The organism is Rhodococcus sp. 15-649-2-2, assembly GCF_002258645.1.
Lineage (GTDB): Bacteria > Actinomycetota > Actinomycetes > Mycobacteriales > Mycobacteriaceae > Rhodococcoides.
The window spans coordinates 415,942-440,897 of the sequence record NZ_NPFM01000031.1; the positions used below are offsets into that span (position 1 = coordinate 415,942).

Below are 24,956 nucleotides of genomic sequence, written 5' to 3' on the forward strand. Positions count from 1 at the left end.
GTCAGCGCCCGCTGTCGAGGAAGCCTGGTTCGACCTTCGCGATGTTCGCGAGGTGTTCCTCGTAGCTTCGGGTGAACAGCGTTTCACCCGCCTGATTGATGGTCACGAAGTACAACCAGTCACCGTCGGCGGGTGCCTCGACGGCTTGCACCGCACCGATGCTCGGTGAGGAGATAGGCGTTGCCGGCAACCCTTCGCTGGCGTAGGTGTTCCACGGGGTCACACGCGCCCGGTCGGCGTCGGTGGTGGCCACCTCGGTCGTGTCGAGCGAGTAGTTGACCGTCGAGTCGAACTCGAGTTTCTGCGGAACCGCGAGCCGGTTGAGAATCACCCGGGCCACCTTGCTGAAATCCTGCGGCAGGGACTCCCGCTCGACGAGAGATGCAGCGACCAGAGTGTCGTACGGAGTGAGCCCGGAGTTGGTGCCCGCGGTGAGAATCCCGGTGTCCTCGTAGCGAGTGGCACTCTCGGACACCAGCTGCTTCAAGATGTCGGCGGGTGCGGCACTGGGATCGAAATCCCAGGTTCCCGCTGCGATCAGGCCTTCGAGCTGACGATCGCGGTCCGGAACTCCCTCGACGCGATCGGTAGCCCAGGCGGGAACGCCCAGCGCCGCTGGGTCGTCCACTGCTCCGGCCGCATTGAGGTCGTCGTAGCTCACGCATGCCGGAGTGCCGCTCCCCGTTCGATCCACGCAGCTCGCCTCGGAGATCAGCGTGTAGATGCCCTTCTTGACGGCACCGGTGTTCACGTCGCGCGCGTCGTGCAGCTGACGTCCCTCCGAGATGACCATGTTGCCCACCCGGGAGGCGGGGTCCACCAGTTCGCTCACCGCTCGCGAGGCGGGCACGTTACTGGTGAGCAGGTAGAAGCCCGGTTGGACCGAAGTGATGGCGTTGTTCGCAATCGCAGCTTCGAGGAATGCCCCCGAGCTGGCGACGACACCCTTGTCCGCTGCCTCGGTACCGATTTGTTGGGCGGTGTCGTTGGGATGAACCTGAATCACGACGCCGTCACCGGAGGACCCGGCCGCGAAGTCTGCATTCGGGGTCGTGCGATTCCCGAATTTGCTCACTGCGAAATACCCTCCGCCTGCAACTGCGACGATCAGCACCAACCCGAGCGCCAATGCCACGATTCGGCCGCGACGCTTGCGAGTGGACGCGGCACGGTCCCTGCGGCTCGCGGCACGGCTGCGGCCCACCTCCCGCGGCTCCGCGCCGCGCTCGGAATCCGAGCGCGCAGTACGGTCGCGTTCGCGATCTGCGCCAGGTGCAGGCGTGGGGTGCGGTTCGTGCCGTTGCGGCGGCCGCGGACGGCCGTTCATACGGCGATCGAAGTCGCTGCCCTCGTCCACGCGATACCCGATCGGATCGGTGTGCGCCTCGTCGGAGCGCGCATGTCGCCGGTCCCGATCGAAGGACCCATGGTTGTTCACTCGTCGACCTCCGTCGATCCTGAATTCGTCCCTGCGTGATCCGAGACCGCGTCATCCGAGACCGCGCGATCGGCAGTACCGCGAGTCGACACGGCACGGCGCTCGTCGAGCCAGCCCTGCAATATCGCCACCGCCGCAGCCTGATCGATCACCGATCGTTGATTCTTGGCCCGCACACCGCTGTCCCGTAGTGCACGCGACGCACTCACGGTAGTCAGTCGCTCGTCGGCCATTCGAATCGGCACGTCGCCCAACCGTCTGTGCAGGGAACGCCCGAATCTCTCGGCGGCATCGACGGCACTGCCGCGCTCACCGCGAAGTGTGCGGGGCAGGCCGATCACGATCTCGACGGCCTCGTACTCGGCCACGATCTCCGCGACGCGTACCACGTCCGGGGCATCGGGACCCTTGATCTTCGAGCGCGGCACCGTCTCGACAGGCGTCGCGAGCACACCGTCGGGATCGCTGGACGCGATTCCGATACGAACGCTGCCGACGTCGATACCGATTCGCCGGCCCCGGCCCGGATCGTCGACGCCGGGCCGATCGGGGCCACGCCCCAGGTTGGCCATACTCGTCAGCGAGACGTGAGTTCGGACAGTCGAGCCCGGGCAGCGTCGATACCGGCGGCGATTCCGGCGACGTCCGACCCCGACCCCTGGGCCAGTTCGGGCTTACCGCCACCTCGGCCACCGATGCTCGGACCGAAGGCCGCCACCAGGTCACCGGCTGCGACACCCGCATCCTGGGCAGCCTTGTTGGTCGACACCACGAACGGGACCTTGCCGCCGACCGTGCCGAACAGCACCACGACGGCCGGATCCGCACCGAGGCGTCCACGAATATCGGTCACCAGGGTGCGCAGGTCGTTGCCGCCGACACCGTCGGGTGCCTGCGCGACCACCGCGCGAACATCGCCGAACCGCTCGGCCTTTCCGACGAACTCGCCCGCCGAGGCCAGTACCGCCACCGCCTTGACCGCGTCGAGCTCCTTCTCGGCGACACGCAGACGCTCGACGAGGGTCTCGATACGCGCCGGGACCTCCTCGGACGGCACCTTGAGCGACGACGCGATGCCTGCGAGCAACGCGCGTTCCTTGGCGAGATAGCGGTACGAATCGAGGCCGACGAATGCCTCGACGCGGCGCACACCGGACCCGACCGACGATTCACCCAGGATGGTGACCGGGCCGATCTGCGACGAGTGCTGCACGTGCGTACCACCGCACAGTTCCATCGAGAACGGTCCGCCGATCTCGACGACGCGCACTTCGTCGCCGTAGTTCTCGCCGAACAGGGCCATCGCGCCCATCTTCTTGGCACTGTCGAGGTCGGTGACCAGGGTGTTGACCGCGAAATCGGAGCCCACCGCATCGTTGGCGACGTTCTCGATGTCGTCGCGCTGCGCCTCCGAGAGCGCGCCCTGCCACGAGAAGTCGAACCGGAGGTAGCCGGGCTTGTTGAGCGATCCCGCCTGTGTCGCGTTCGGCCCGAGGACCTGCCGCAAGGCAGCGTGCACCATGTGGGTACCCGAATGGCCCTGAGTCGCGCCTTTGCGCCAGGCGTGGTCGACGTCGACGTGGACGGTGTCACCCTCGGTGATCTGACCCGACTCGACCACCGACTTGTGCGTCCAGACCTTCTTGGCGATTTTCTGCACGTCGTTGACCTTGACATCGAGGCCAGGCGCGGTGATGGTGCCGATGTCGGCGATCTGTCCACCGGATTCGGCGTAGAGCGGGCTGCGGTCGAGGATGATCTCGATGCTCTCGCCCGCAACTGCGGTCGGAACGCGAACTCCGTTCGAGATCAACGCCAATACCGTTGCTTCGGAACCGAGTTCGTCGAATCCGGTGAATTCCGTCGGCGAACCGTCGACGAAATCCTTGTAGACCGTGAGGTCGGCATGTGCATGCTTGCGGGCGCGGGCGTCGTCCTTGGCCCGGTTGCGCTGCTCGGCCATCAACGACCGGAAACCGTCCTCGTCGACCGAAAGACCCGCCTCTGCGGCCATCTCGAGCGTCAGATCGATCGGGAACCCGTACGTGTCGTGCAGCGCGAACGCTTCGGCACCGCCGATCTTTTTCGCGCCCGACGCCTTGACCGCCTCGGCCGCGCCCTCGAACAATCGCGAACCCGAGGTGAGCGTCTTGAGGAATGCCGTCTCCTCCCCCACTGCGACGGTCAGAATGCGGTCGAAGTCGGTGACCAGGTTCGGGTAGGACTCCGCCATCGTGTCACGCACCACAGTGACGAACTGCGCCATCGTCTCGTCGGGCGCACCGAGCAGACGCGCCGAGCGCACGATGCGGCGTAGCAACCGGCGCAGCACGTAGCCGCGACCGTCGTTGCCGGGGTTGACGCCGTCGGAGATGAGCAGCGCGGCGGTTCGTGCGTGATCGGCGATGACGCGGAAACGTACGTCGTCGTCGTGATTCGCACCGTATGCGCGTCCCGAGAGTTCCTCGGCCTTGGCGATCACCGGTCGAACGAGGTCGGTCTCGTAGACGTTGTCCACTCCCTGCAGCAGAAACGCAACGCGCTCGACGCCCATGCCGGTGTCGATGTTCTGCTTCGGCAGCGGACCGAGGATCTCGAAGTCGTCCTTGCTGATCCCCTTGCCGCGCTCGTTCTGCATGAACACGAGGTTCCAGATCTCGATGTACCGATCCTCGTCGGCCTCAGGGCCGCCCTCGGCACCGAACTCGGGTCCGCGGTCGTAGTAGATCTCGGAGCACGGGCCACAGGGTCCCGGAATGCCCATGGACCAGTAGTTGTCGGCCATTCCGCGGCGTTGAATTCGCTCGTCGGGCAGCCCGGCGATTTCCTTCCAGAGTTCGATTGCCTCGTCGTCGTCGAGATACGCAGTGGCCCAGATACGCTCGGGGTCGAACCCGTAACCGCCGTCCTCCACGCTGTCGGTCAACAACGACCAGGCGTGCCGAATCGCGTCGCGCTTGAAGTAGTCGCCGAACGAGAAGTTGCCGGCCATCTGAAAGAACGTGTTGTGGCGGGTAGTGATGCCCACGTTCTCGATGTCGAGGGTGCGCACGCACTTCTGGACGCTCGTCGCGGTCTTGTACGGGGGCGTCTGCTGACCGAGGAAGAACGGCACGAAGGGAACCATGCCGGCATTGACGAACAGCAGGTTCGGGTCGTCGAGAATCAACGATGCACTGGGTACTTCGGTGTGCCCCGCCTTCACGAAATGGTCGAGGAAACGCCTGCGGATCTCATGGGTCTGCACTGATACAGGTTAGCGTCGTCGGACCCTGTGCCGACTCGAGGGCCTATCGGCCCCGGATGATCCGACGGAGTTTGCCCACCCTGGTCGCAATTTCGCGCTCGGCACCGTGCTCGGTGGGCTCGTAGTAGTTCACACCGACCAACTCGTCCGGAGGGTACTGCTGACCGAGGACCCCGCCGGGACTGCTGTGCGGATACCGATACCCGACGGCATTCCCCAACCCCTGGGCTCCCTTGTAGTGACCGTCGCGGAGATGCGGCGGTACCGATCCCGACTTTCCGGCCGCTACATCGGCCATGGCCGCACCGAGAGCTGCGATCACCGCACCCGATTTCGGTGCAGTGGCCAGGTGGATCGTGGCCTGCGCAAGCGCCAACCGCGCCTCGGGCATGCCGATCATCTGCACGGCGTTCGCCGCGGCCGTGGCCGTCTGCAGTGCAGTCGGATCGGCCATCCCGATGTCCTCGCTGGCGTGCACCACCAACCGTCGGGCAATGAACCGCGCGTCCTCGCCCGCAGTGATCATGCGCGCCAGATAGTGCAGCGCTGCATCGACATCGGACCCTCGGATCGACTTGATGAACGCACTGATCACGTCGTAGTGCTGGTCGCCGTCGCGGTCGTAGCGCACAGCGGCCTTGTCGACACTGGCCTCGACCGTCGCGAGGTCCAGCGTTCCGTCGGTTGCGGCGCCCGCTGCCGCTTCCAGCGCCGTCAACGCTCGGCGGGCGTCCCCGGCCGCGAGCCGCACGAGGTGGTCCATCGCGTCCTCGGCGATGGTCACCGCCCCGTCCAGCCCACGCGGGTCGTTGGCCGCGCGGGTCAACAGCAATTCGATGTCCTCGGTCCCCAGCGGCTGCAACTGCAACACCAAAGACCGCGACAACAGAGGCGACACCACCGAGAACGAGGGGTTCTCGGTGGTCGCCGCCACCAGCAACACGATTCGATTCTCGACGGCTGCAAGCAGCGCGTCCTGCTGCGTCTTGGAGAAGCGGTGCACCTCGTCGATGAACAGCACCGTCTGCTCACCCGACAGCAACCGGCGTCGCGCGAGTTCGATGACGTTACGCACTTCCTTCACGCCCGCCGACAGGGCCGACAACGCCTCGAACTTGCGTCCGGTGGCCCCGGAGATCAACGACGCGAGCGTCGTCTTTCCGGTTCCCGGCGGACCGTAGAGCATCACCGAGGACGCACCGGATCCCTCGACGAGCCGACGCAGCGGCGCCCCGGGAGCCAGTAGATGAGATTGTCCGACCACCTCGTCGAGGGTCGTCGGACGCATTCTCACCGCCAGCGGCGCGTCGGGCCGGACGTAGGTCGAGGTCGGGCGCGACTCTTCGATCGTCGTCTCCGGGGGTGCTGGGGTGTCGAAGAGACCATCGCCGGGGTCGTCGCTGCTCGAAACATCACTGCCCGACATGTCACTTCCGAAGCCGCCACTCACCGGTCGAACGCTACCGATCGCGCTGTCGAGAATGCGAACGACGTCGTGGCTACCGCTCCCACTTCGCCCGCAACGCGGTCGCGACCGATGCTGCGTACTCGGCGATGCCGGTCTCACCGGCACGCTCGGCGCTGTCGGCCAGCACCGCCCACCGAGAAACGAGCGCCTGCGAGCGTGGAACCGACAGGTGGTGCGCCCGCGCCGCGGCGATGCGCGTGTGGTCGTCGGGCAGGAACCAGTAGGTGGTCAGCCATACCCAGATCAGCCGCGCGTCGAGGATCTTGCTCGCCAGGGCGGTGTCGTCGGCCAGTGCAGGCCAGATCCCGACGACCTCCGAACGCCATGCATCGATCATCGCCTGCTCACGTTCGTGCGTGAGCTCGAAGCTGCACAGGCACCCCGGGAACGAGGCCAGGGCATAGGTGATGTCGAGGGTGGCGTCGCGGAATCCGCCCCACTCGTAATCGAGAAAACGGACACCTTCGTCGTTGACGATGATGTTGTCGGGACACAGATCGGACGGGCTGAATGCGCGGAAGGTGCCGTGCGCGAACAGCCTTCCGCTACGAGATACGCGATCGAGAAGCGCATCAGGGGTGGGACCCACCCCGGGCAAGCCGGCCAACAATTCGGGAACCTCGGTAAGTGCATCGGGAATCTGCGCGGAGATTCCGTCCGTGGTGTCGGGTTGGCCGACGCGACGGAGGAGCGCTGCGAAATCGTCCTCGCGGCCGACGGTCGCGGCATGCATCCGACCGAGCGCCTGGGCCATCGCCATCAGCGAGTTGGTCACTGCGGCCTCGTCCGAGTTTCGCAACAGAGTGGTGATGGGGCTGGCGTCACCGAGGTCGCTGAGTACGAGCAACCGCGCGTCGAGATCGTAGGCGTGCAGTTCCGGCCCCGGCCTGCTGTCGGTGGCCAGTGCATTGGCGAACTGATACGAGGCCGCCTCCCGCAGGAATGCACTCGACCCTGCGATGTCGGCCAACTCGGTATGCAATTCCGACTCGCCGGCCACATCGCGTACTTGCTTGAGCACCAAGGTGCGGGGCAACTGAAAGGGGTTCTCGGAGACCTTGACTCGCAATACGATCGCCTGGCCGCTACCGCCGAGATTCACCGGGTCGATCAGCGTCACCGGAGCTCCGGTGCGCTTGGCGAGGAGGCGCTGCGCTGCTGCTACTACCTCTGATACAGGGTCTGCCAGTGTTGCGGTCATCGATGTCCAAGCTACCCGTTCGCTGCGATCTTCTGTGCTGAGTCGACGACTACGAATGGGCCACGATTGTCCGTTTTGCGGCTTTTCGCACGTCACATTCCCAGATTCGACCAGATGGTCGGTTACCCCCGAACCATCGAATTATGCAGGGTTCGCTACTGCGGTGCAACGTCCACCGACACGGAGATAGTGCTCTCCTCCGCCTCGGTGTAGATGACCCCGCGCAGGGGTGGCACATCGGCGTAGTCACGCCCCCACGCCACCGTCGCGTACCGCTCGTCGACCAATTGGTCGTTGGTGGGGTCGAAAGCGAGCCACCGATCGTTCGGCATCCACACCGCAGCCCACGCGTGGGTCGCATCGACGCCGATCATCCGTTCCTTCCCTGGCGGAGGTTCGGTCGCAAGATATCCCGACACGTACCTCGCGGCGAGACCCTGCGACCGCAGGCAGGCAATGGCCAGTCGGGCGAAGTCCTGGCACACACCCGAACGCGCGGAGAGCACATCGACCACGGTGGTCGAGACCGTCGTGGAACCGGACAGATACCGAAAGTCCGTGAAAATGCGATGCGTCAGATCGACGATGACGTCCGCCAGCGGTCGACCGGGCCGGAAGCTGGGCGCGGCATACGCGCGCACCTCGTCGGTGATCTCCGGAGTGGGAAGATCCAGAGCGAACTCCACCGCGGATGCCCGGGCCGAATCCGCCGGCACGGTCGGGTCGAACAGCGCCATCCGAGCGGACTCCCACGGCGCGGTTGCCGGCCACGACGTGGTCTCGTCCACCGGCCGCGGATAGACCTCCACCAGCGAGTCCGCCGTCACCACCAGCTTCTCGTGATCGTGCGTCACGTGGAAATACACGTCCTCGTTGCCGTAGACGTCGACCCCGAAGGACTGATCGGTCGGCGCAGGTTCCACGGTGACCGATTTCTCCGTGCAGTGTTGCCCATCCATGTCACGCGGTGCGAGAAATCCTCGCCCGTACGACGAGGAGACGCGATCGGAGTAGGTATAGGTCGTGATGTGCTTGATTCGGTACCGACGGCTCATCACCGCACCCCGTTCGCAGTTCGAATGTTCGAGCTACCCCACAGCGGCTGCGTGCCACCCGGCAACGACATGTGCGTCGCGAGGACCACGCGAGACAGCTCCTCGAGGGAATCGTGGATGCCGTCCACCAACTCGATCAGGTCGACCCGGCGACCGTTGGCGTCGACCGATTCCAGATCGCCCGGGTCCACTCGCCGCAACCGCACCCGCATCTGCTCGACGAGTTGCTCGGGCCGTGAGGTACCCGAGGCGTCGGGCAGCGATCCGAGGTCGTCGCGAAGACGATCGAGCTGATACACCAACGCTCGCGGATTTCCCTCGTCGAACAACAGCAGCTGCGCAACAGCCGCCGGACGCGCCCGGCCGCTGTTGCGTCGGCGATAGATCACCGAGGACTCGGCCGCAGACAACACCGAATCGATAACGGCCTGTTCCGTGGACGGTGTGAGGGCGTGGCTGAGGGTTGCCGACAGCAGAGCTGTCAGTTGCAGGCCACGTTCGATCCGTTTGCCCGCGTCCATCAGGTACCAGCCGGCATCTCGAACCATCGACTCCGACGCCAACCCGGACACCGCGAGCAGACCCCGCAGCACGCTCGACTGCGACGCGGCCAGTTGGGCACCGTTGTTGACCGGGGATTCTGCCAATTCTTCGAGCGCGGTGTCGATGCGGTTGAGCACCGCCCACGTGTCGTTCGAGAGCTGATCGCGCACCGCGCGCGCCGCCTGCTGCATTCGATCCACCGATTGCGCCAGCGATCCGAGGCGTGCCGTCGACAGCATCAGCGAACGCAGTTCGACGATCGCGTCGGCGCGGGTCTTCTCGTCGAGGAAACCCGGTCCGGTGCGCGAGACCTTGGTGACCGCTTCGAGCAGGATCGGCAAGCTCTCGCTGCCCTCCAACCACGGCATCGACCGGTAGTCCTGATTACGTTCGCGCGCCGCGATCAGCAGGCGAGTCATGTCCTCGGCACGCTCGGTGTAGCGACCGAACCAGAACAGATCGCCCAGCACACGTGGTGAGCTGACCACGTCGACGTTGGACGCGGCGTACTGCGGCAACTCTTCCACCGTCGCAGGCGGGGTGTGCGGCGCAGAATCGGCCGGCGTGACCCGTTCCAGCGACTTCACCCAGACATCCTTCGAGGCCACCGTGATGAGCGGATCGGTGACCGGAGCCGTGATCACCACCTGCCCCAGTCCACCGCGCATCGGGGTGTACCCACCGCGCTGCGCGACCGTGAACAGCCTCATCCCCACTTGCGCGGGAGCCACCGCCAACTGCTCTCCCGCTCCCCCGCCGATCGACGAACCGACCGGAGCCACCGAGAATTCCGGTACTTCCTGACCGGTCCACTTCCAGGGCTCGGCAACGATCCGATCCCACAAGTCGCGAGCTCCGGCATCCGTGAGATCGTGTCCCACCACCGTGCGACGCGACGTGGTCGACCGCAGCACCAGCGAACGCAGTCGATTACCGATGTGCGAGAGCTGATCAGGGTCACCACCCCAATAGGTGGCAACCGAATCCAGTACCAAATCCTCGTCCAGTAGCGCCCTGCTGAGTGCCGGCAGCAACGGAACCAGTGCCGAGTTCTCGAGTACCCCACTGCCGAGGGTGTTGACCACACTGACAGCACCCCGCCGCAGCGCCTCGACCAGTCCCACCACACCCAGATGCGAGTCCGGGCGCAAGTCCAGTGGATCGGCGAACTCGGCGTCCACTCGACGAAGCACCACATCGACTCGGCGAAGCTTGCCGAGCGACCGCATCCAGAGGCAGCCGTCCCGAACGACGAGATCGGCGTTCTCCACCAACGGGAAGCCGAGAACCGTTGCGAGATACGCCTGATCGAACGCAGTCTCGGAATGCGAACCGGGGCTCAGTACAACCACCACCGGATCCTCGGCGGATGCGGGCGCAGCGTCGCGCAGCGCCAACCGCACCGCACGCGCGAACGTCGAGAGCGGCCTCGGGTTGCTCTCCTGGAACAGCTCGGGCATCGCTCGCGACATCACGCGCCGATCCGCGAGCGCATACCCCACGCCGGACGGTGCCTGAGTTCGGTCGGCCACGACCTGGAATCGACCGTCCGAGCCGCGGGCGACGTCGGCGGCATGCATGAACAACTGATGCGGACCCGGAATGGTGATCGCATGCGCCGCCCGCAGATAGCCTGGGTTGCCGAAGATCAGCTCCGGCGGAATCAGCCCGCGCCGAACGGTCTCCTGGGCACCGTAGATATCGGCAAGTACCGCATCGAGCAACATCGAGCGCTGAACCAAACCGGCTTCCAGACGGTCCCACTCGTCGGCCGCGACCACCAACGGAACGCTGTCCAAGCCCCACCGCACTGCACTGGGCACAGTCTCGGAACCGCCCGACGGAATGGGGTTGTACGTGATGCCGTGGTCGTCGACGAGTCGGCTGACCCGTGACTGCAACGTCTGCATGGCCCCCGAACCGGCCTCGCGCATTCCGTCGATCAACCCCGCCCAATGCGGACGGATGTTGTCGTCGGGATCGAGCATCTCGTCGAAACGATCTGCCCGACCGATCACGGCCTCACGCCGACCCCGATAAGCAAGCCAGGCCGACCCGGCTCCACTGGAGACTTCTTCGCTCCGGCCGGCTCCACCCATCACAGGTTCGTTCCGGCCGGCTCCACCCGTCACAGGTTCGTTCCGGCCGGCTCCACTCAGGGCAGTATCTACGGGCACCATCGAGCCGCTGTTCCTTCCGTCGGTCGATCACCCTCCGACGCCGGGTGAACTCGTGACCGAATTCACCCGAAGCGCGTCGGACCGAGATCGCTACCGGTCGACTCGTTCTGTTGTGCAGGTACGCGTCAGGGCGTGTGAACTCCTGTTCGGCGCAGGTCCAACATGCCGGGAGCACTCACATCGATCGCCTGTCGAGCGTGCATCTCGAGCAATCTTGCTACGTCCACCTTGCCCGAGGTGAACCCACCCTCCTCGAAGCGGCCGTTACGGCGTGCTTCGGCCTCGACGGAGTTGACGGGTGGACCGTCGTACGACCTACCGCCCGGGTGAACGACATGGTACGAGCATCCGCCCACCGCGCGCCCGGTCTGCATCTCCACGAGATCGAAACGCAGCGGACTCTGTACCTCGATCGTCGGGTGCAGAGCGCTCGGCGGCTGCCATGCGCGGTACCGCACCCCAGCGACCTGAACGTCCTGTCGATCGGTGCGCAGCAGCGGCACCGGCACCCCGTTGCACGTCAACAGGTATCGACCCGCATCGGCTCCGGCGACCTGGACCTGGATCCGCTCCACCGAGGAATCCACATAGCGCGCCGTTCCCGAGGACGTCGATTCCTCACCGAGGGTGTTCCACGGCTCGATCGCGCCACGTAGTTCGATCTCGGCGTCGCCGACCACGGTGGTTCCGATCCGCGGGAAACGGAACTCGGTGAACGGGTCCAGCCAGCTGGTGTCGAACTCGATGCCGTGCTCGCGAAGGTCCTCCACCACGCGGCCGATGTCGTTGATGACGAAGTGCGGCAGCATGTACCGCCCGTGCAGGTTCGCGCCGTGCCGAATCAGAGGTGCCTGGAGCGGGGTGTCCCAGAAGCGCGAGACCATCGAACGCACGAGCAGTGACTGCACCATTGCCATCTGATGATGGGGCGGCATCTCGAACCCGCGCAGCTCGAGCAATCCCAGTCGGCCCCGAGTGGAGTCGGGACTGTAGAGCTTGTCTATGCAGAACTCGGCACGGTGCGTGTTCCCGGTGATGTCGGTGAGCAGGTGACGCAACGCCCGATCCACCACCCAGGGCGACGCGGATCGATCTCCATCGGTCAGTCGCCTGATCTCGCTGAACGCAACCTCGAGTTCGTAGAGCGATTCCTCGCGACCCTCGTCGGCACGAGGAGCCTGCGACGTGGTTCCGATGAATCGACCCGAGAACAGGTACGACAGCGACGGGTGACGCTGCCAATGCGTCAGCAGCGACACCAGCAAGTCCGGTCGACGGAGCACCGGCGAGTCCACGGGTGTGACCCCGCCCAGGGTGATGTGGTTGCCACCCCCGGTTCCGCGAGTGGTGCCGTCGTTGTCGAATCCTTCGGTACTCAACCGAGACTTACGTGCCTCGAGGTAGAGGCGTTCCATGAGCTCGTTCTGTTCGGCCCACGAGGACGTCGGTTGAACGTTGACCTCGATCACACCGGGATCCGGTGTGACGGTCAGGGTTTGGATGCGCGGATCCGACGGCGGAGCGTAGCCCTCGATGACGACCGGCGTGTCGATGGTCGAGGCCGCGTGCTCGACGCGCGAGACGAGGTCGACAAAATCGTCCAATCGATCCATCGGCGGCATGAACACGTGCAGAACGCCGTCGCGGACCTCGGCGACCAGCGCGGTCACGGCGGTGCCGCCTACCCCGGACGTCTCGTTCACCAACTGCGCGTACCGCGACTCGGCCGGATTCACCGCACGCGGCGGTTGCTGCGTCAATTGCCGAATGGGTAGATCGGGAGTGGGCGCGGTGGGATCGGACGGGTTCTCGACCGGACCACCGTCCCAGGAGATCGCGCGGAGCGGCAACCGTAGACCGGCAGGAGAGTCGCCCTCCAGCAACACGATTCGGCCTCGGCGCAACTTCCAGTCCGAGCTCTCCCAGCCGGAGCCGTCCTCGGTGCGAGATATCGGCAACACGAACGCCGCAGGCTCGTCCGTGCTGGCGTCGAGCCGCTCGAGCAGTTGTTTTCTGGCGTTCGCGGAATCGGCTCCCGGTTCGAGATCGTCGTCGTCGGCCGGCGGGTCACCGTAGGGCTGACGAACCAGGTCCAACAGTTTCACCAGCGGGTCCTCGTAGGCGGGACGGGCTTGTGAGGCAGGCAGTCCGAGCGCCTTGACCAACTCGTCGATCAACTCCTGCGACGCCGAGTTGTCCACCGGCTCCGGGCGAAGGTCCTCGGCCAACCAGGGATCTGCGATCAGATCGGAATCGTGCCACAGGGCTTGACCGTCGGTGCGCCAGAACAGTCCCACCTGCCACCGCGGCAGCGGCTCGCCGGGGTACCACTTGCCCTGACTGCGCTGTACAAGTCCGTCCGGCGCGTAGATGGTCCGAAGGCGTTCGGCCAGCACACTGGCCAGCTTTCGCTTGTGTGGGCCGTCGGCTGTGGTGTTCCACTCCGGGGCTTCCTGATTCTCGATGGCGACGAACGTCGGCTCACCACCGACCGTCAACCGGATGTCCTGGTCGTGCATCCGCTTGTCGATCTTCGCCGCCGTGACCTTGATCGATTCCCACTGATCGGCCGTGTACGGCAACGTCGTTCGCGGGTCCTCGTGCACGCGGACGACGGTGTTCGAGAAATCGAGTTCGGCCTTGCACTTGCTCGTCGCACCGGAGATCGCGGCCGCCGTGGACGGGTGCGGCGTCGCCGAGAGTGGGATGTGCCCCTCGCCTGCGAACAGACCCGATGTCGGATCCATCCCGACCCAACCCGCCCCGGGCAGATACACCTCGGTCCATGCGTGCAGATCGGTGAAGTCCTCGACAGGACCGGACGGACCGTCCAACGACTTGACGTCCGAGGACAACTGAACGAGATAGCCGGAGACGAAACGCGCAGCGAGACCCATCTGGCGCAGCACCGAAACCAGCAACCATGCCGAGTCACGGCAGGACCCCACAGCAGACGTCAGCGTCAGATCGGGCGTCTGCACCCCGGGCTCCATCCGCACGGAGTAACCGACGTCACCCATGACGGCTTGGTTTGCCATGACGAGAAAGTCGATGGTGCGCAACGACTCTCCGCGTTCGACAACGGCTGCCTGCAGCTTCTCCACCCAGGCCGAGACCACCGGACCGGGACCCGAGCCTGCCTTGTCTTCATCCACCGGACGCAGGTACGGCTCCAGATCAGGAAGGTCGTGCTCTTCGTACGCGAATCCGAAGTGCTCCGCCCATTCTTCGACGAAGAAGTCCAGCGGGTTGATCGACGCCATGTCTGCGACGAGCCCGACCGTGATCGACAGATGGTCGGTGCGCTCGGGAAACACCACCCGAGCAAGAAAGTTACCGAAGACGTCCTGCTGCCAGTTGACGAAGTGTTCCGCTGGTTCGATCTTCAGCGAATACGCCTCGATCGGTGTGCGCGAATGTGGCGCGGGGCGCAACCGAATTTCATGCGGAAAGATCTTGACAGTGCGGTCGAACTGATAGCTGGTGCGGTGTTCGAGTGCAACCTTGATGCCCACGGCGAGCCCCTCGTGATAGTCCCGGTATGGGTGGAACACACAACCCTAGTAGGGCCGAGCCCGGTGCGCTCGGCAAGAATTCGCGATCGGTGCACGCGGGCTGGAACATTTAGGACCCCCGCGCCGTCAGAATGTCGACGCCTTGACACACAGAACTGTCTACGGTTCGCTCAGCCTGAAAATACGGACGAATCGTCGACGTACTTCGCAAGACACTGAAGGGTGAAACGTGAGTGAAAACCCGCCCAATGGACCGCAATACGGTGGCGACCCCAATCCGGACCAGCCGGACCTGAACAAACCGCAGACGCCAGGCAGCGGTTATCCCCCTCCCGGCGGCTATCCCCCTCCCGGCGGCTATCCACCGCCCGGAAACTATCTACCCCAGGCCGGCGCACCCGGTGGATATCCCCCACCGCCTCCCGGTGCCTACCCACCGCCTCCCGGAAACTACGGGAATTACGGAAACCAGGGCTACGGGCAGGCACCGATGGGCCCCAATCCCGGCCGACTCGAGGTCGGTGCGGCGCTGAGCTACGGCTTCGACAAATTCAAGGCCAATGTCGGTCCGTGGCTCGGACTGACCGCCATCGTGCTGGCGGTGGGCGTGGTCGCCTTCGTGGTTACGTTCGCGTCGACCTTCGCTGCTGCGATGGACGCCGGCAATCGCGGTGAGACCCTGGACGTCGGCACCTTCTCCGTACTGTCGATACTCCTGACCGCCGTCGCTACCTTCGTGGGGTACTTCGTCAACGCGGCCTTCGTACGCGGAGCGCTGGACGAGACCGTCGGCCCGCAGAAGCCGACGTTCGGCCGGTTCTTCCAACTGACCAATGTGCCTCAGCTCGCCGTCCTGGCCGCGATCTGGACCGTGGTCACCGTGGTGCTCGGATTCATCCCTTTCCTGGGAACGCTCCTGCAGATCGTGTTCGGCGTACTGACAGCCTTCACTCTGACGTTCGCGCTGGACCGGAACCTGGCCGCGTTCGACGCCATCAAGACGAGCGTCGATCTGGTGGTCAAGAACTTCGGCCCCGTCATCCTGCTGATCCTCGCTCTGGCTGCGATCAATATCGTCGGTGCCATACCGTGCGGACTAGGGCTGCTGGTCACCGTCCCAGTTTCGGTGATTGCACTGAACTACGCCTACCGCGTGCTCACCGGTGGGCCGTTGTCCCCCGCTCGCTGACGACACAGCTCGATATACGCGAATGTCCCCGTAACGCTCGGCGTTACGGGGACATTCGCGTTCGGAAGTCGACTGTTACGCGTCGACCACAGTCTCGGCCGAAGCTAAAGACTCTTCCTTCTTTTCCGGCTTGAAGTCGACGCCCGATTCCTTACGCTGCTGCGGCGTGATCGGTGCAGGCGCGTCGGTCAGCGGATCGATGCCACCACCGGACTTGGGGAATGCGATGACCTCACGGATGGAATCGACCCCGGCGAGCAGCGCGGTGATCCGGTCCCAGCCGAACGCGATTCCGCCGTGCGGCGGTGCGCCGTAGGAGAAGGCATCGAGGAGAAAGCCGAACTTCTCCTGAGCTTCTTCCTTGCCGATACCCATGATCGCGAACACTCGTTCCTGAATGTCCTTGCGGTGGATACGAATACTGCCGCCACCGATCTCGTTGCCGTTGCAGACGATGTCGTAGGCGTAGGCCAGAGCAGACCCGGGGTCGGTGTCGAACGTCTCCATCGACTCCGGCTTCGGCGAGGTGAACGCGTGGTGCACAGCCGTCCACGCGCCGGATCCGACGGCTACGTCACCGCTGGCGGTGGCATCGGACGTCGGCTCGAACAGCGGAGCGTCGACGACCCAGACGAATGCCCAGGCCTTCGGGTCGATCAGGTCGAGCTTGCGGGCGATCTCGCCGCGGACGGCACCGAGCAGTCCACGCGAGGCCTTGACGGGTCCTGCGGAGAAGAAGATCGCATCGCCGTTGTTCGCACCGACGTGCGCAGCCAGGCCGTCGCGTTCGGCGTCTGTCAGATTCTTCGCGACCGGGCCGCCGAGGGTGCCGTCCTCGCCGACGAGAACGTAGGCGAGGCCCTTGTGCCCACGTTGCTTGGCAAATTCCTGCCAGCGGTCCAGTTGCTTGCGGGGCTGAGATGCGCCACCGGGCATGACGACCGCGCCGACGTAGGGAGCCTGGAACACCCGGAAGGTGGTCTCGGAGAAGAAGTCCGTGCACTCGACAAGCTCGATGTCGAATCGCAGGTCCGGCTTGTCGGATCCGTAGCGGCGCATGGCCTCGGCGTAGGTGATCCGCGGAATCGGCGCGGTGAAGTGATGCCCGACGAGCTTCCACAGCGACGCCAGAATTTCCTCGGCCAGCAGGATGACGTCATCCTGAGTGACGAAGCTCATCTCGACGTCGAGCTGGGTGAACTCGGGCTGACGGTCGGCGCGGAAATCTTCGTCTCGGTAGCACCGGGCGATCTGGTAGTACCGCTCGATACCGCCGACCATGAGCAGCTGCTTGAACAGCTGCGGGCTCTGCGGCAGAGCGTAGAAGCTGCCCGGCTGCAGACGTGCGGGAACGAGGAAGTCTCGTGCGCCTTCGGGAGTGGAACGCGTCAGCGTCGGGGTCTCGACCTCGACGAACTCGTGATGCGCAAGCACCGACCGGGCGGCAGCGTTGACGTGCGAACGCAGCCGAATGGCACGGCCGGGGCCCTCACGGCGCAGGTCGAGGTAGCGGTACTTCAGACGCGCTTCCTCGCCCGGCTGATCGTCCAGCTGGAACGGCAGCGGTGCGGCCTCGGACAAGACCTCGATCTCGGAGGCCTCGACCTCGATGGCACCGGTGGGGATCTCGTAGTTTGCGTTGCCCTCGGGACGACCCTCGACCTTGCCGGTCACCTTCACCACGTACTCGGCACGCAGGCGGTGTGCCTGCTCGAGTGCTGCTCCCTCGCGGAAGACGACCTGGGACACACCGGAGGCGTCACGAAGGTCGATGAAGATGACGCCGCCGTGATCGCGTCGACGGGCCACCCATCCCGTCAGCGTCACGGTTCGGTCGACGTGCTCGGGGCGTAATGAGCCGGCGAGGTGGGTGCGCAGCACGGGTGTCCTTTCGAGAAAAATCCGCTGATCGTGTTCTTCGCTCACCGATCCTACGGAGCACATCACCGTAGAAGGAAACGAGATGCCGTCCCGGCATGCGAAGCTAAGGCCGACAGCGGCGGTATCGGTTCGCATCGTCAGATGCTGGCTCGGCGGAGGGGAACTCGGTCATGACGTTCAGAGAAGGCTCGCAATCGGAACCGGGCCGAGTCTCGGTCGGCGGCGGCGGGGGCGGTGGACGCGGCAAGTTGGCGATCGGCGGCGGAGCGGGTGGCTTGGTCGTCATCGTCCTTGCCCTGCTGTTCGGCGGCGACCCGGGAGCAATCCTGAACCAGATCAGTGGCGGCGACAGTTCCGCCGGACAGAACGACTCCGGGTCGTCCGGAACGCTCGACTGTGACGTCACAGAGGCGAACAGCAATGTCGACTGCCGAGTCGATTTCACGGTGGCGAGCCTCGACACCGTGTGGGAATCGCAGCTGCAATCGCAGACCGGCGTCGCGTACGTCCAGCCGGCTGTCAACCTGTTCTCGGGTGCAACGAACACTGGCTGCGGCAACGCCACCAGCGCCGTCGGGCCGTTCTACTGCCCGGCCGATTCCACTGCATATTTCGACACCAGCTTCTTTCAGGTACTAGTCGACCAGTTCGGCTCCAGCGGCGGACCACTCGCGCAGGAGTACGTGGTGGCGCACGAGATCGGCCACCACATCCAGAATCAGCTGGGTGACATCGGGCGCGCGCAAGCCGATCCGCAGGGACCCGAGTCCGGTGGCGTCAAGGTGGAGTTGCAGGCAGATTGCTACGCGGGCATCTGGGCGCACTACGCAGCCGAGACGGTCGATCCGAAAACCGGGGTTCCGTTCCTCGAGCCGCTGACCACCACCGACATCAACGACGCGCTCTCGGCCGCGTCGTCGGTGGGCGACGACCGGATTCAGCAGGCATCCACCGGCCGCGTCAACCCCGAGGGCTGGACGCACGGGTCTTCTGCCCAGCGACAGGCATGGTTCACCGCCGGGTACGAGACCGGACAGGTCGCGGCCTGCGACACGTTCTCGGCGCGCGATCTGAACAACCCGTGATCGCACCACTCAGAACAGCGTGAGGGCCGGTCCCGAGGTCGCCAGTTCTCGGGGTTCGGCGGGCTCGTTGGCAGGCAAAGACCGGGTTTGTTCTACGGCGAACCCGTACGTCTCGAGCAACGGGTCGATACGCCCTCGGAGCCACTGCTTGTACTCGGGCGTCACGTACGCCCCGTGACCGTAGAGCTGACGGTATCGCCGGACCAACGCCGGGTGCTCCTTCACCAGCCAGCTCATGTACCAGTCCTTGGTGCTGGACCGTAGATGCATCGGCAACGCCGTCACACTCGTAGCTCCCGCGTCGGCCAGTGCGCTGATCAGACCGTCGAGATGCTTGGCACCGTCCGTGAGGAAGGGAATCACCGGTGCGACCAACACTCCACAATCCAGGCCTGCGTCACGGACGGCACGGATGAGGTCCAATCGTGCACGTGGACTTGGGGTCCCGGGCTCGAGCTGCTTCTGCAGATCGGGGTCGTGGATGGCGAGGCTGATGCTCACGTGCACATCTACCTGCTGAGCAGCCAACGTCAACAAGGGCAGGTCGCGACGCAGCAGTGTGCCCTTGGTCAGGATCGAGAAAGGCGTACCGGACTCCGTCAACACCCGAATGATGCCGGGCATCAACCGGTATCGGCCCTCGGCGCGCTGATAGGGGTCGGTGTTCGTCCCGAGCGCTACCGGCTCCCTTTTCCAGGATCGACGTGCGAGCTCTTTGCGTAGGACTGCCGCGACATTCGTCTTGACGACGATCTGCGAGTCGAAGTCGTTGCCGGAGTCGAGGTCCAGGTATTCGTGTGTCGGTCTGGCGAAGCAGTACCGGCACGCATGGGAACATCCCCGCATCGGATTCACGGTCCACGAGAAGGGCACCTGCGATTCACCCGGAACCTCGTTCAGGGCACTCTTGCACAGCACCTCGTGGAAGGTTATTCCCTCGAACTCCGGGGTCTGTACGCTGCGGACGAGCCCGGACCGTTCGAGCCCCGGTAGCGCGCCGTCGTCCGCGGCTTCGAGAGTCTGACCGGCCCATCGCATGCACACAGTCGAACATTTGTTCTATGTGGTGTCAAGGTCGGTATCGTTCCCCCGCATCCCCGCTCGGATCCGGCGGCCGGTAAGCGATAGCGTAGGGCCTCAAGTCGATCCTAGGAGTGCACCGCACGTGACCGCCCCGAACACACCGACCCTCGAACCCATTCTGCGCCTGGGACTCACACTGGGACCGGCCATCGAGATCGGTCCGGTGCCCGAAGGCGACCGACTCGTCACCACCGTCCTCGGCGGGGCCGCCCCCGGCCCGGACATCGAGGGCACTCTGGCTGCTCGATCGACAGTCGTCAGCGTCACCCGACCCGACGGATGCACCGAGTTCAGCAGTGATCTCGTCCTCGAATTGGCAACCGGCGGTTATCTTTCGCTCGACTATCGCGGGGTTCAGTTCGGCCCGGCCGAGGTCATCGATGCGCTCGACGATCCCGACCGGGAGGTCGATCCCGCTACCTACTACTTCCGTGGCACGTTGCGAGTGTCGACGGCTGTTCCGAAGTTCACGTACCTCAACCGTGCGCTGGTCGTCACTTCCGGCTCACGATCGGCCGAGGCCGTGGTCCTCGACGCGTTCCTGGTGACCTGATACCTGCTCGCTCATCGGAGCAGCTGGGCGACCTCACGGTCGGTCAGCGTCGCATGCGGAGTGCGGCCCTTGCTGCGAACCAGTTCGATCGCTCGGTACAGGGGCCGTTCGTCCAGTCCGGCGTCACGTGCCTCGGCCCGTAGCTGGTCCACCAGGACCGACGCGATGGCCGCGGCGGGGACGAGCTCGGTGGTCCACAGCGAATCGGCGAGGGTGCGTAGGGCGAGGATCGGCAGTTCACGACCCCCACCGTTGGTGTACAGCGCCAGTGGTAGGACTACGCGAGTGCGACCGTCGTAGAGCCGCAACGAGATCTGATCGATCCCAGCCGTGCGAATCGTCAGCTCGGCCGTCACCACCTCCGGCATCCTCAGCCGGCGAGTGCGCAACCCTCGCGCGCAGAGTTGCGGACCATCGAGCCACACCCGCCGACGCAGGCCCAGCCAGCCCGACAATACTGCGGGGCCACCGATGACCACCCCGACGAGAACGGCAACCCACACCGGCACGAACAGCGCCAGGACGACGGCGAGAACGATCCCGATCGCAGCCGACCCGACAATGATTTTCCGCAGGCGCGGTGCCAGGAACTCCACCGAGACCAGGTCCAAGGCTACCGGCCCGGAAGCGGGCCGAGGGTTATCGGCCAAGGCGGACCCCGAGGGCGTCGACCACGTCGGCCAACGCGACAGTGTCCTGCTCCCCGTTCGAGAGGTCTTTCACCACAACCGATTCCGCTGACAGTTCTTGATCGCCCAGCACCAGCGCGTATCGGGCACCCGATCGATCGGCTGCCTTCATCGCTCCCTTGATGCCGCGATTTCCGTACGCCATGTCCACTGCGATACCCCGTTCGCGTAGCTGCGCGGCGATATCGACGATCGCCAGTTTGGCTGCGGCACCCATCGGGATGCCGAACACCTGACACCGAGACGTGGCCCCCGCAGTCTTTCCCTCGGCGGCCAGGGCGAGGACGGTGCGGTCGACGCCGAGCCCGAATCCGATACCCGACAACGCTTGCCCGCCCAGCTGTTCCATCAGCCCGTCGTAGCGGCCGCCGCCGCCGATGCCCGATTGCGCCCCCAGCCCGTCGTGCACGAACTCGAACGTGGTCTTGGTGTAGTAGTCCAGGCCGCGCACCATCCGCGGGTTCACCAGATAAGGGACGTTCATCACGTCCAGATACGCCAGCACCTCGTCGAAGTGTTCTTTGGCCGAATCGGAGAGGTGATCGAGCATCAACGGCGCGTCCGCGGTCATCTCGCGCACCTCCGGCCGCTTGTCGTCGAGCACCCGCAGCGGGTTGATCTCGGCGCGCCGACGCGTGTCCTCGTCCAAAGGAAGCGCAAAGAGGAACTGCTGCAACAACTCTCGATACTGAGGGCGGCAGGTGTCGTCACCGAGCGAGGTGATCTCCAGGCGGAAACCGGTGAGCCCGAGAGCGCGAAAACCGGCGTCGGCCACGGCGATGACCTCGGCGTCCAACGCTGGGTCGTCGATGCCGATCGCTTCGACACCAACCTGTTGCAGCTGCCGGTACCGCCCGGCCTGCGGGCGCTCGTAACGGAAGAACGGCCCGGCGTAGGCCAACTTCACCGGAAGCGCGCCCCGATCCAATCCGTGCTCGATCACCGCACGCATGACCCCCGCGGTGCCCTCGGGACGCAGCGTCACCGACCGATCTCCGCGATCGGCGAACGTGTACATCTCCTTGCTGACCACATCGGTCGACTCCCCGACCCCACGGGCGAACAGCCCGGTGTCCTCGAAGATCGGCAGTTCGATGTGTCCGTAGCCGGCGTTGCGGGCGGCGTCGAGCAGCCCCTCTCGCACGGCGACGAACTCGGCCGAGTTGGGGGGAAAGTAGTCGGGAATGCCCTTGGGCGCAGAAAAGGTGGTCGGCTTGCTCACGCTCACAGCTTCCCTTGCTCGGGGTCGCCGAGTCCAACGAGGAACGGATTGGACGCACGTTCCTGGCCGATCGAACTCTGGCCGCCGTGTCCGGGCAGTACCACGGTGTCGTCACCGAGCGGCAGCAACCGGGTCGCGATGGACCGCAGTAGCTGCTCGTGGTCGCCGCCGGGTAGATCCGTCCTACCGATCGCCCCCGCGAAGAGGGTGTCTCCGGTCAGCGCCAGCGGGACCGCACCGTCCGGCCCGTCGGCCCGAGCGAGAAACACCACCGAACCCTGGGTGTGCCCGGGCGTGTGCACCACCGAGAACTCGATTCCGGCGAGATCGAGCTGCTCGCCGTCAGCGAGTTCGATCACCTCGGCCGGTTCGCGGAACTCGATGTCACCCAGCACGGCAGCCAACGCTGGACCCGTTCCCTTGATCGGGTCCGACAGCATGTATCGGTCTTCGGGTGCGATGTACGCAGCAATGCCGTACTTTTCGCAGATCGGCTCGACCGACCACGTGTGGTCGAGGTGGCCGTGCGTGAGCAGCACAGCGGTGGGAGTGAGCGAGGATCGCGTCAGAAAATCGATCAGCGGATCGGCGGCGTCCTGGCCGGGATCGACGACGACGCACTCGGACGCGTCGTCCTGGGCCAGGATGTAACAATTCGTCTGAAACATGCCTGCGGGGAATCCGGTGACGAGCAAACCAATCGCTCCTAAAGGCTGAGGCCGAAGTACCGAACAAGCTTAGTGGGGCCGTTCGGATCGGGTCCCCCCAGCATGCTCTCAGGCATTGATGGCACACTCGCGTTGGCCGATTTCGGCCTGTTACCACACGATCGGTCCGTGCAGCGAGCGGGCAAGGTCGATTTTCGGACAAGCGGGAGGAACACGAATTGCCCAGCAACGAGCAACGGCGCGAGGCTGCCAAAAGAAAGCTCGAACGCCAACTCGTACGCCGTGCGGAGCGCGCACGGCGTCGTAAGCAATTGACGATTGCAGGTTCCATTCTCGGTGTCGTCGCAGTCGTGGCCGTCGTCTCGGTCGTGTACGTGGTGACCCGCGGTGACGACGATGCGAGTACCGCCCAGGAATCGACGACGTCCGCACCCGCCGACTCCCTCATCGCGGCGGGACGTTCCGAGCCCTTGCCCGAGACGGTGAACTGCTCCTATCCCGCTGCGGCACAGCCTGCAGCCAAGGAGAACACTCCCCCGCGCACCGACAACGTCCCCACCAGCGACGAGCCGCTGAGCTACAGCATGACCACGAACCAGGGCAATATCGGTTTGACTCTGAACAACCCCGAGTCGCCGTGCACGGTGAACAGTTTCGTCTCGCTCGCCAACCAGGGCTACTTCGACGGCACCACCTGTCATCGACTCACCACCGGTGCCGGTCTTCAGGTGCTGCAATGCGGCGATCCCACGGGCACCGGAAGCGGTGGACCGGGCTACCAGTTCGCCGACGAATTCCCCACCGACACGTTCGCCGAGGGCGACCCCGCTGCGCAGACACCGATCGCGTACCCGCGCGGCACGTTGGCGATGGCCAATGCAGGTCCGGGAACCAACGGCAGCCAGTTCTTCCTGGTCTACGGAGATTCGGAACTGCCGCCTGCCTACACCGCGTTCGGCACGATCGACGAGACCGGCCTCGCCACGCTCGACGCCATCGCGGCCAAGGGAGTGCAGGGCGGCGCATCCGACGGAGCACCCGCCGAGCCGGTCGACATCACGAACATGCTGAGCGACCTGTGAACCGCACCTCTGTCCTTCTGACCGGGCTCTCGGCTACCGCTCTGGTGCTGGCCGGCTGCTCCAGTTCCGCCGAACCCGCTGCCCAGCCTGCTGCAGCAACCTCGTCGACGACGTCGTCCGCTCCGGCGGCAACGACAACACAGCGGCCGGCGTTGGACCTGTCTCGGTTCGGTGCGCTGCCAGCCGTGCCACAGCCGACGACCGACACTGTGTCCTGCGCCTATCCGGCTGAGACGCCGGCCGCGAAGGAGGTCGATCCACCTCCCGTCGACAATGTCGACGTGTACGGAACCGTCGACGTCGCACTGGCCACCAGCCAGGGGCCGATCGACATCACGCTGGACCGGACGCAGGCACCGTGCACGGTCAACAGCGTCGTCAGCCTCGTCCAGCAAGGATACTTCGACGGCTCTCCCTGCCACCGGTTGACCACGTCACCGGGCCTCGAGGTGCTCCAGTGCGGCGATCCGTCCGGATCCGGTCGAGGCGGACCCGGATACAGCTTCGCCAACGAGTACCCCACGACGACATACACCGGCGATCCCGCACAGGCCGAGAATCCGGTGGTCTACCCCCGCGGGACGCTCGCGATGGCCAATGCCGGCCCCGACACCAACGGCAGCCAGTTCTTCCTGGTGTACGCCGATTCTGTGCTGCCGCCGCAGTACACGGTGTTCGGCACCATCTCCGAGAGCGGACTGGCCACCCTCGACGCCATCGCGGCGGGAGGGGTGACCGGAGGCTCCGAGGACGGCGCGCCTGCGAACCCGGTGATCCTGGAGTCGGCAACGGCGTAGACAGATTCGAAATACGAGAGGGTGAGCAGAGAATCTCTGCTCACCCTCTCGTGGTTGTCG

18 protein-coding genes are annotated in these 24,956 nt (G+C 65.2%); 5 read left to right on the forward strand and 13 right to left on the reverse strand.

What is annotated here, in order from left to right; genetic code table 11:
* Position 1 precedes the first annotated feature (1 nt).
* From mltG to CH305_RS22705, 8 genes are all read right to left on the reverse strand, one after another.
* On the reverse strand, positions 2-1,438 hold the full coding sequence (mltG, locus tag CH305_RS22670) for an endolytic transglycosylase MltG (protein WP_037150539.1): 1,437 nt from the start codon (positions 1,436-1,438) through the stop codon (positions 2-4).
* On the reverse strand, positions 1,435-2,010 hold the full coding sequence (ruvX, locus tag CH305_RS22675; protein ID WP_094704940.1) for a Holliday junction resolvase RuvX: 576 nt from the start codon (positions 2,008-2,010) through the stop codon (positions 1,435-1,437). Before ruvX ends, mltG begins: the two co-directional genes overlap by 4 nt.
* Before the next feature lie 5 nt (positions 2,011-2,015).
* Positions 2,016-4,685 (reverse strand): alanine--tRNA ligase, encoded by a 2,670-nt coding sequence (gene alaS / locus CH305_RS22680; RefSeq protein WP_094704941.1) that lies wholly within the window; start codon positions 4,683-4,685, stop codon positions 2,016-2,018.
* Between the two features lie 43 nt (positions 4,686-4,728).
* A complete protein-coding gene (locus CH305_RS22685) occupies positions 4,729-6,111 on the reverse strand; it encodes a replication-associated recombination protein A (RefSeq protein WP_032403345.1) in 1,383 nt (460 codons plus the stop codon).
* Between the two features lie 73 nt (positions 6,112-6,184).
* Complete coding sequence (locus CH305_RS22690) at positions 6,185-7,354, reverse strand: kinase (RefSeq protein WP_032403344.1); 1,170 nt, start codon at positions 7,352-7,354, stop codon at positions 6,185-6,187.
* 155 nt (positions 7,355-7,509) lie between these two features.
* Positions 7,510-8,409 carry a transglutaminase family protein gene (locus tag CH305_RS22695; RefSeq protein WP_094704942.1) on the reverse strand — a complete coding sequence of 300 codons (900 nt, stop codon included), beginning with the start codon at positions 8,407-8,409 and terminating at the stop codon, positions 7,510-7,512.
* Entirely contained in the window at positions 8,409-11,132 is a 2,724-nt protein-coding gene (locus CH305_RS22700) for a circularly permuted type 2 ATP-grasp protein (protein WP_179278377.1), read from the reverse strand. Before CH305_RS22700 ends, CH305_RS22695 begins: the two co-directional genes overlap by 1 nt.
* Before the next feature lie 125 nt (positions 11,133-11,257).
* Positions 11,258-14,647, reverse strand: a complete 3,390-nt coding sequence (locus CH305_RS22705) for a DUF2126 domain-containing protein (RefSeq protein ID WP_094705276.1) — start codon at positions 14,645-14,647, stop codon at positions 11,258-11,260.
* 229 nt (positions 14,648-14,876) lie between these two features.
* Here CH305_RS22705 and CH305_RS22710 point away from each other — a divergent pair, with 229 nt between their 5' ends.
* Positions 14,877-15,836 carry a hypothetical protein gene (locus CH305_RS22710; protein WP_094704943.1) on the forward strand — a complete coding sequence of 320 codons (960 nt, stop codon included), beginning with the start codon at positions 14,877-14,879 and terminating at the stop codon, positions 15,834-15,836.
* Between the two features lie 75 nt (positions 15,837-15,911).
* Here CH305_RS22710 and aspS read toward each other — a convergent pair whose 3' ends face one another.
* Complete coding sequence (gene aspS, locus CH305_RS22715) at positions 15,912-17,717, reverse strand: aspartate--tRNA ligase (RefSeq protein ID WP_094704944.1); 1,806 nt, start codon at positions 17,715-17,717, stop codon at positions 15,912-15,914.
* A gap of 170 nt (positions 17,718-17,887) precedes the next feature.
* Between aspS and CH305_RS22720 the strand changes: the two genes are divergently transcribed.
* Positions 17,888-18,802, forward strand: coding sequence for a neutral zinc metallopeptidase (locus tag CH305_RS22720; RefSeq protein WP_037153206.1), 915 nt, complete (start codon positions 17,888-17,890; stop codon positions 18,800-18,802).
* Between the two features lie 9 nt (positions 18,803-18,811).
* Here CH305_RS22720 and CH305_RS22725 read toward each other — a convergent pair whose 3' ends face one another.
* Positions 18,812-19,840 (reverse strand): Rv2578c family radical SAM protein, encoded by a 1,029-nt coding sequence (locus CH305_RS22725; protein ID WP_032403337.1) that lies wholly within the window; start codon positions 19,838-19,840, stop codon positions 18,812-18,814.
* 127 nt (positions 19,841-19,967) lie between these two features.
* On the opposite strand from CH305_RS22725, the gene CH305_RS22730 reads away from it, so the two are divergent.
* Entirely contained in the window at positions 19,968-20,438 is a 471-nt protein-coding gene (locus CH305_RS22730; protein WP_094704945.1) for a DUF3237 domain-containing protein, read from the forward strand.
* Between the two features lie 11 nt (positions 20,439-20,449).
* Here the strand turns inward: CH305_RS22730 and CH305_RS22735 are convergent, their stop codons facing one another.
* Genes CH305_RS22735 through CH305_RS22745 form a run of 3 tightly spaced genes read right to left on the reverse strand, consistent with a single transcriptional unit; the run spans position 20,450 to position 23,044 of the window.
* Positions 20,450-21,088: a hypothetical protein gene (locus CH305_RS22735; RefSeq protein ID WP_032403335.1), complete on the reverse strand. Its 639-nt coding sequence runs from the start codon at positions 21,086-21,088 to the stop codon at positions 20,450-20,452.
* Positions 21,078-22,349: a histidine--tRNA ligase gene (gene hisS, locus CH305_RS22740; RefSeq protein ID WP_094705278.1), complete on the reverse strand. Its 1,272-nt coding sequence runs from the start codon at positions 22,347-22,349 to the stop codon at positions 21,078-21,080. Before hisS ends, CH305_RS22735 begins: the two co-directional genes overlap by 11 nt.
* Before the next feature lie 2 nt (positions 22,350-22,351).
* Complete coding sequence (locus tag CH305_RS22745) at positions 22,352-23,044, reverse strand: MBL fold metallo-hydrolase (protein ID WP_094704946.1); 693 nt, start codon at positions 23,042-23,044, stop codon at positions 22,352-22,354.
* Between the two features lie 191 nt (positions 23,045-23,235).
* Here CH305_RS22745 and CH305_RS22750 point away from each other — a divergent pair, with 191 nt between their 5' ends.
* Both CH305_RS22750 and CH305_RS22755 read left to right on the forward strand, forming a co-directional pair.
* Positions 23,236-24,099, forward strand: coding sequence for a peptidylprolyl isomerase (locus tag CH305_RS22750; protein WP_032377781.1), 864 nt, complete (start codon positions 23,236-23,238; stop codon positions 24,097-24,099).
* On the forward strand, positions 24,096-24,896 hold the full coding sequence (locus CH305_RS22755; protein ID WP_052058630.1) for a peptidylprolyl isomerase: 801 nt from the start codon (positions 24,096-24,098) through the stop codon (positions 24,894-24,896). The genes CH305_RS22750 and CH305_RS22755 overlap by 4 nt, the downstream gene beginning before the upstream one ends.
* Positions 24,897-24,956: the final 60 nt, after the last annotated feature.

Bases quoted from the DNA above. Each gene is read 5' to 3' on its own strand.
- ruvX (WP_094704940.1), bottom strand. From the start codon at position 2,010: ATGGCCAACCTGGGGCGTGGCCCCGATCGGCCCGGCGTCGACGATCCG.
- CH305_RS22690 (WP_032403344.1), bottom strand. From the start codon at position 7,354: ATGACCGCAACACTGGCAGACCCTGTATCAGAGGTAGTAGCAGCAGCG.
- CH305_RS22700 (WP_179278377.1), bottom strand. From the start codon at position 11,132: ATGGTGCCCGTAGATACTGCCCTGAGTGGAGCCGGCCGGAACGAACCT.
- CH305_RS22725 (WP_032403337.1), bottom strand. From the start codon at position 19,840: ATGCGATGGGCCGGTCAGACTCTCGAAGCCGCGGACGACGGCGCGCTA.
- CH305_RS22685 (WP_032403345.1), bottom strand. From the start codon at position 6,111: ATGTCGGGCAGTGATGTTTCGAGCAGCGACGACCCCGGCGATGGTCTC.
- CH305_RS22720 (WP_037153206.1), top strand. From the start codon at position 17,888: ATGACGTTCAGAGAAGGCTCGCAATCGGAACCGGGCCGAGTCTCGGTC.
- CH305_RS22695 (WP_094704942.1), bottom strand. From the start codon at position 8,409: ATGAGCCGTCGGTACCGAATCAAGCACATCACGACCTATACCTACTCC.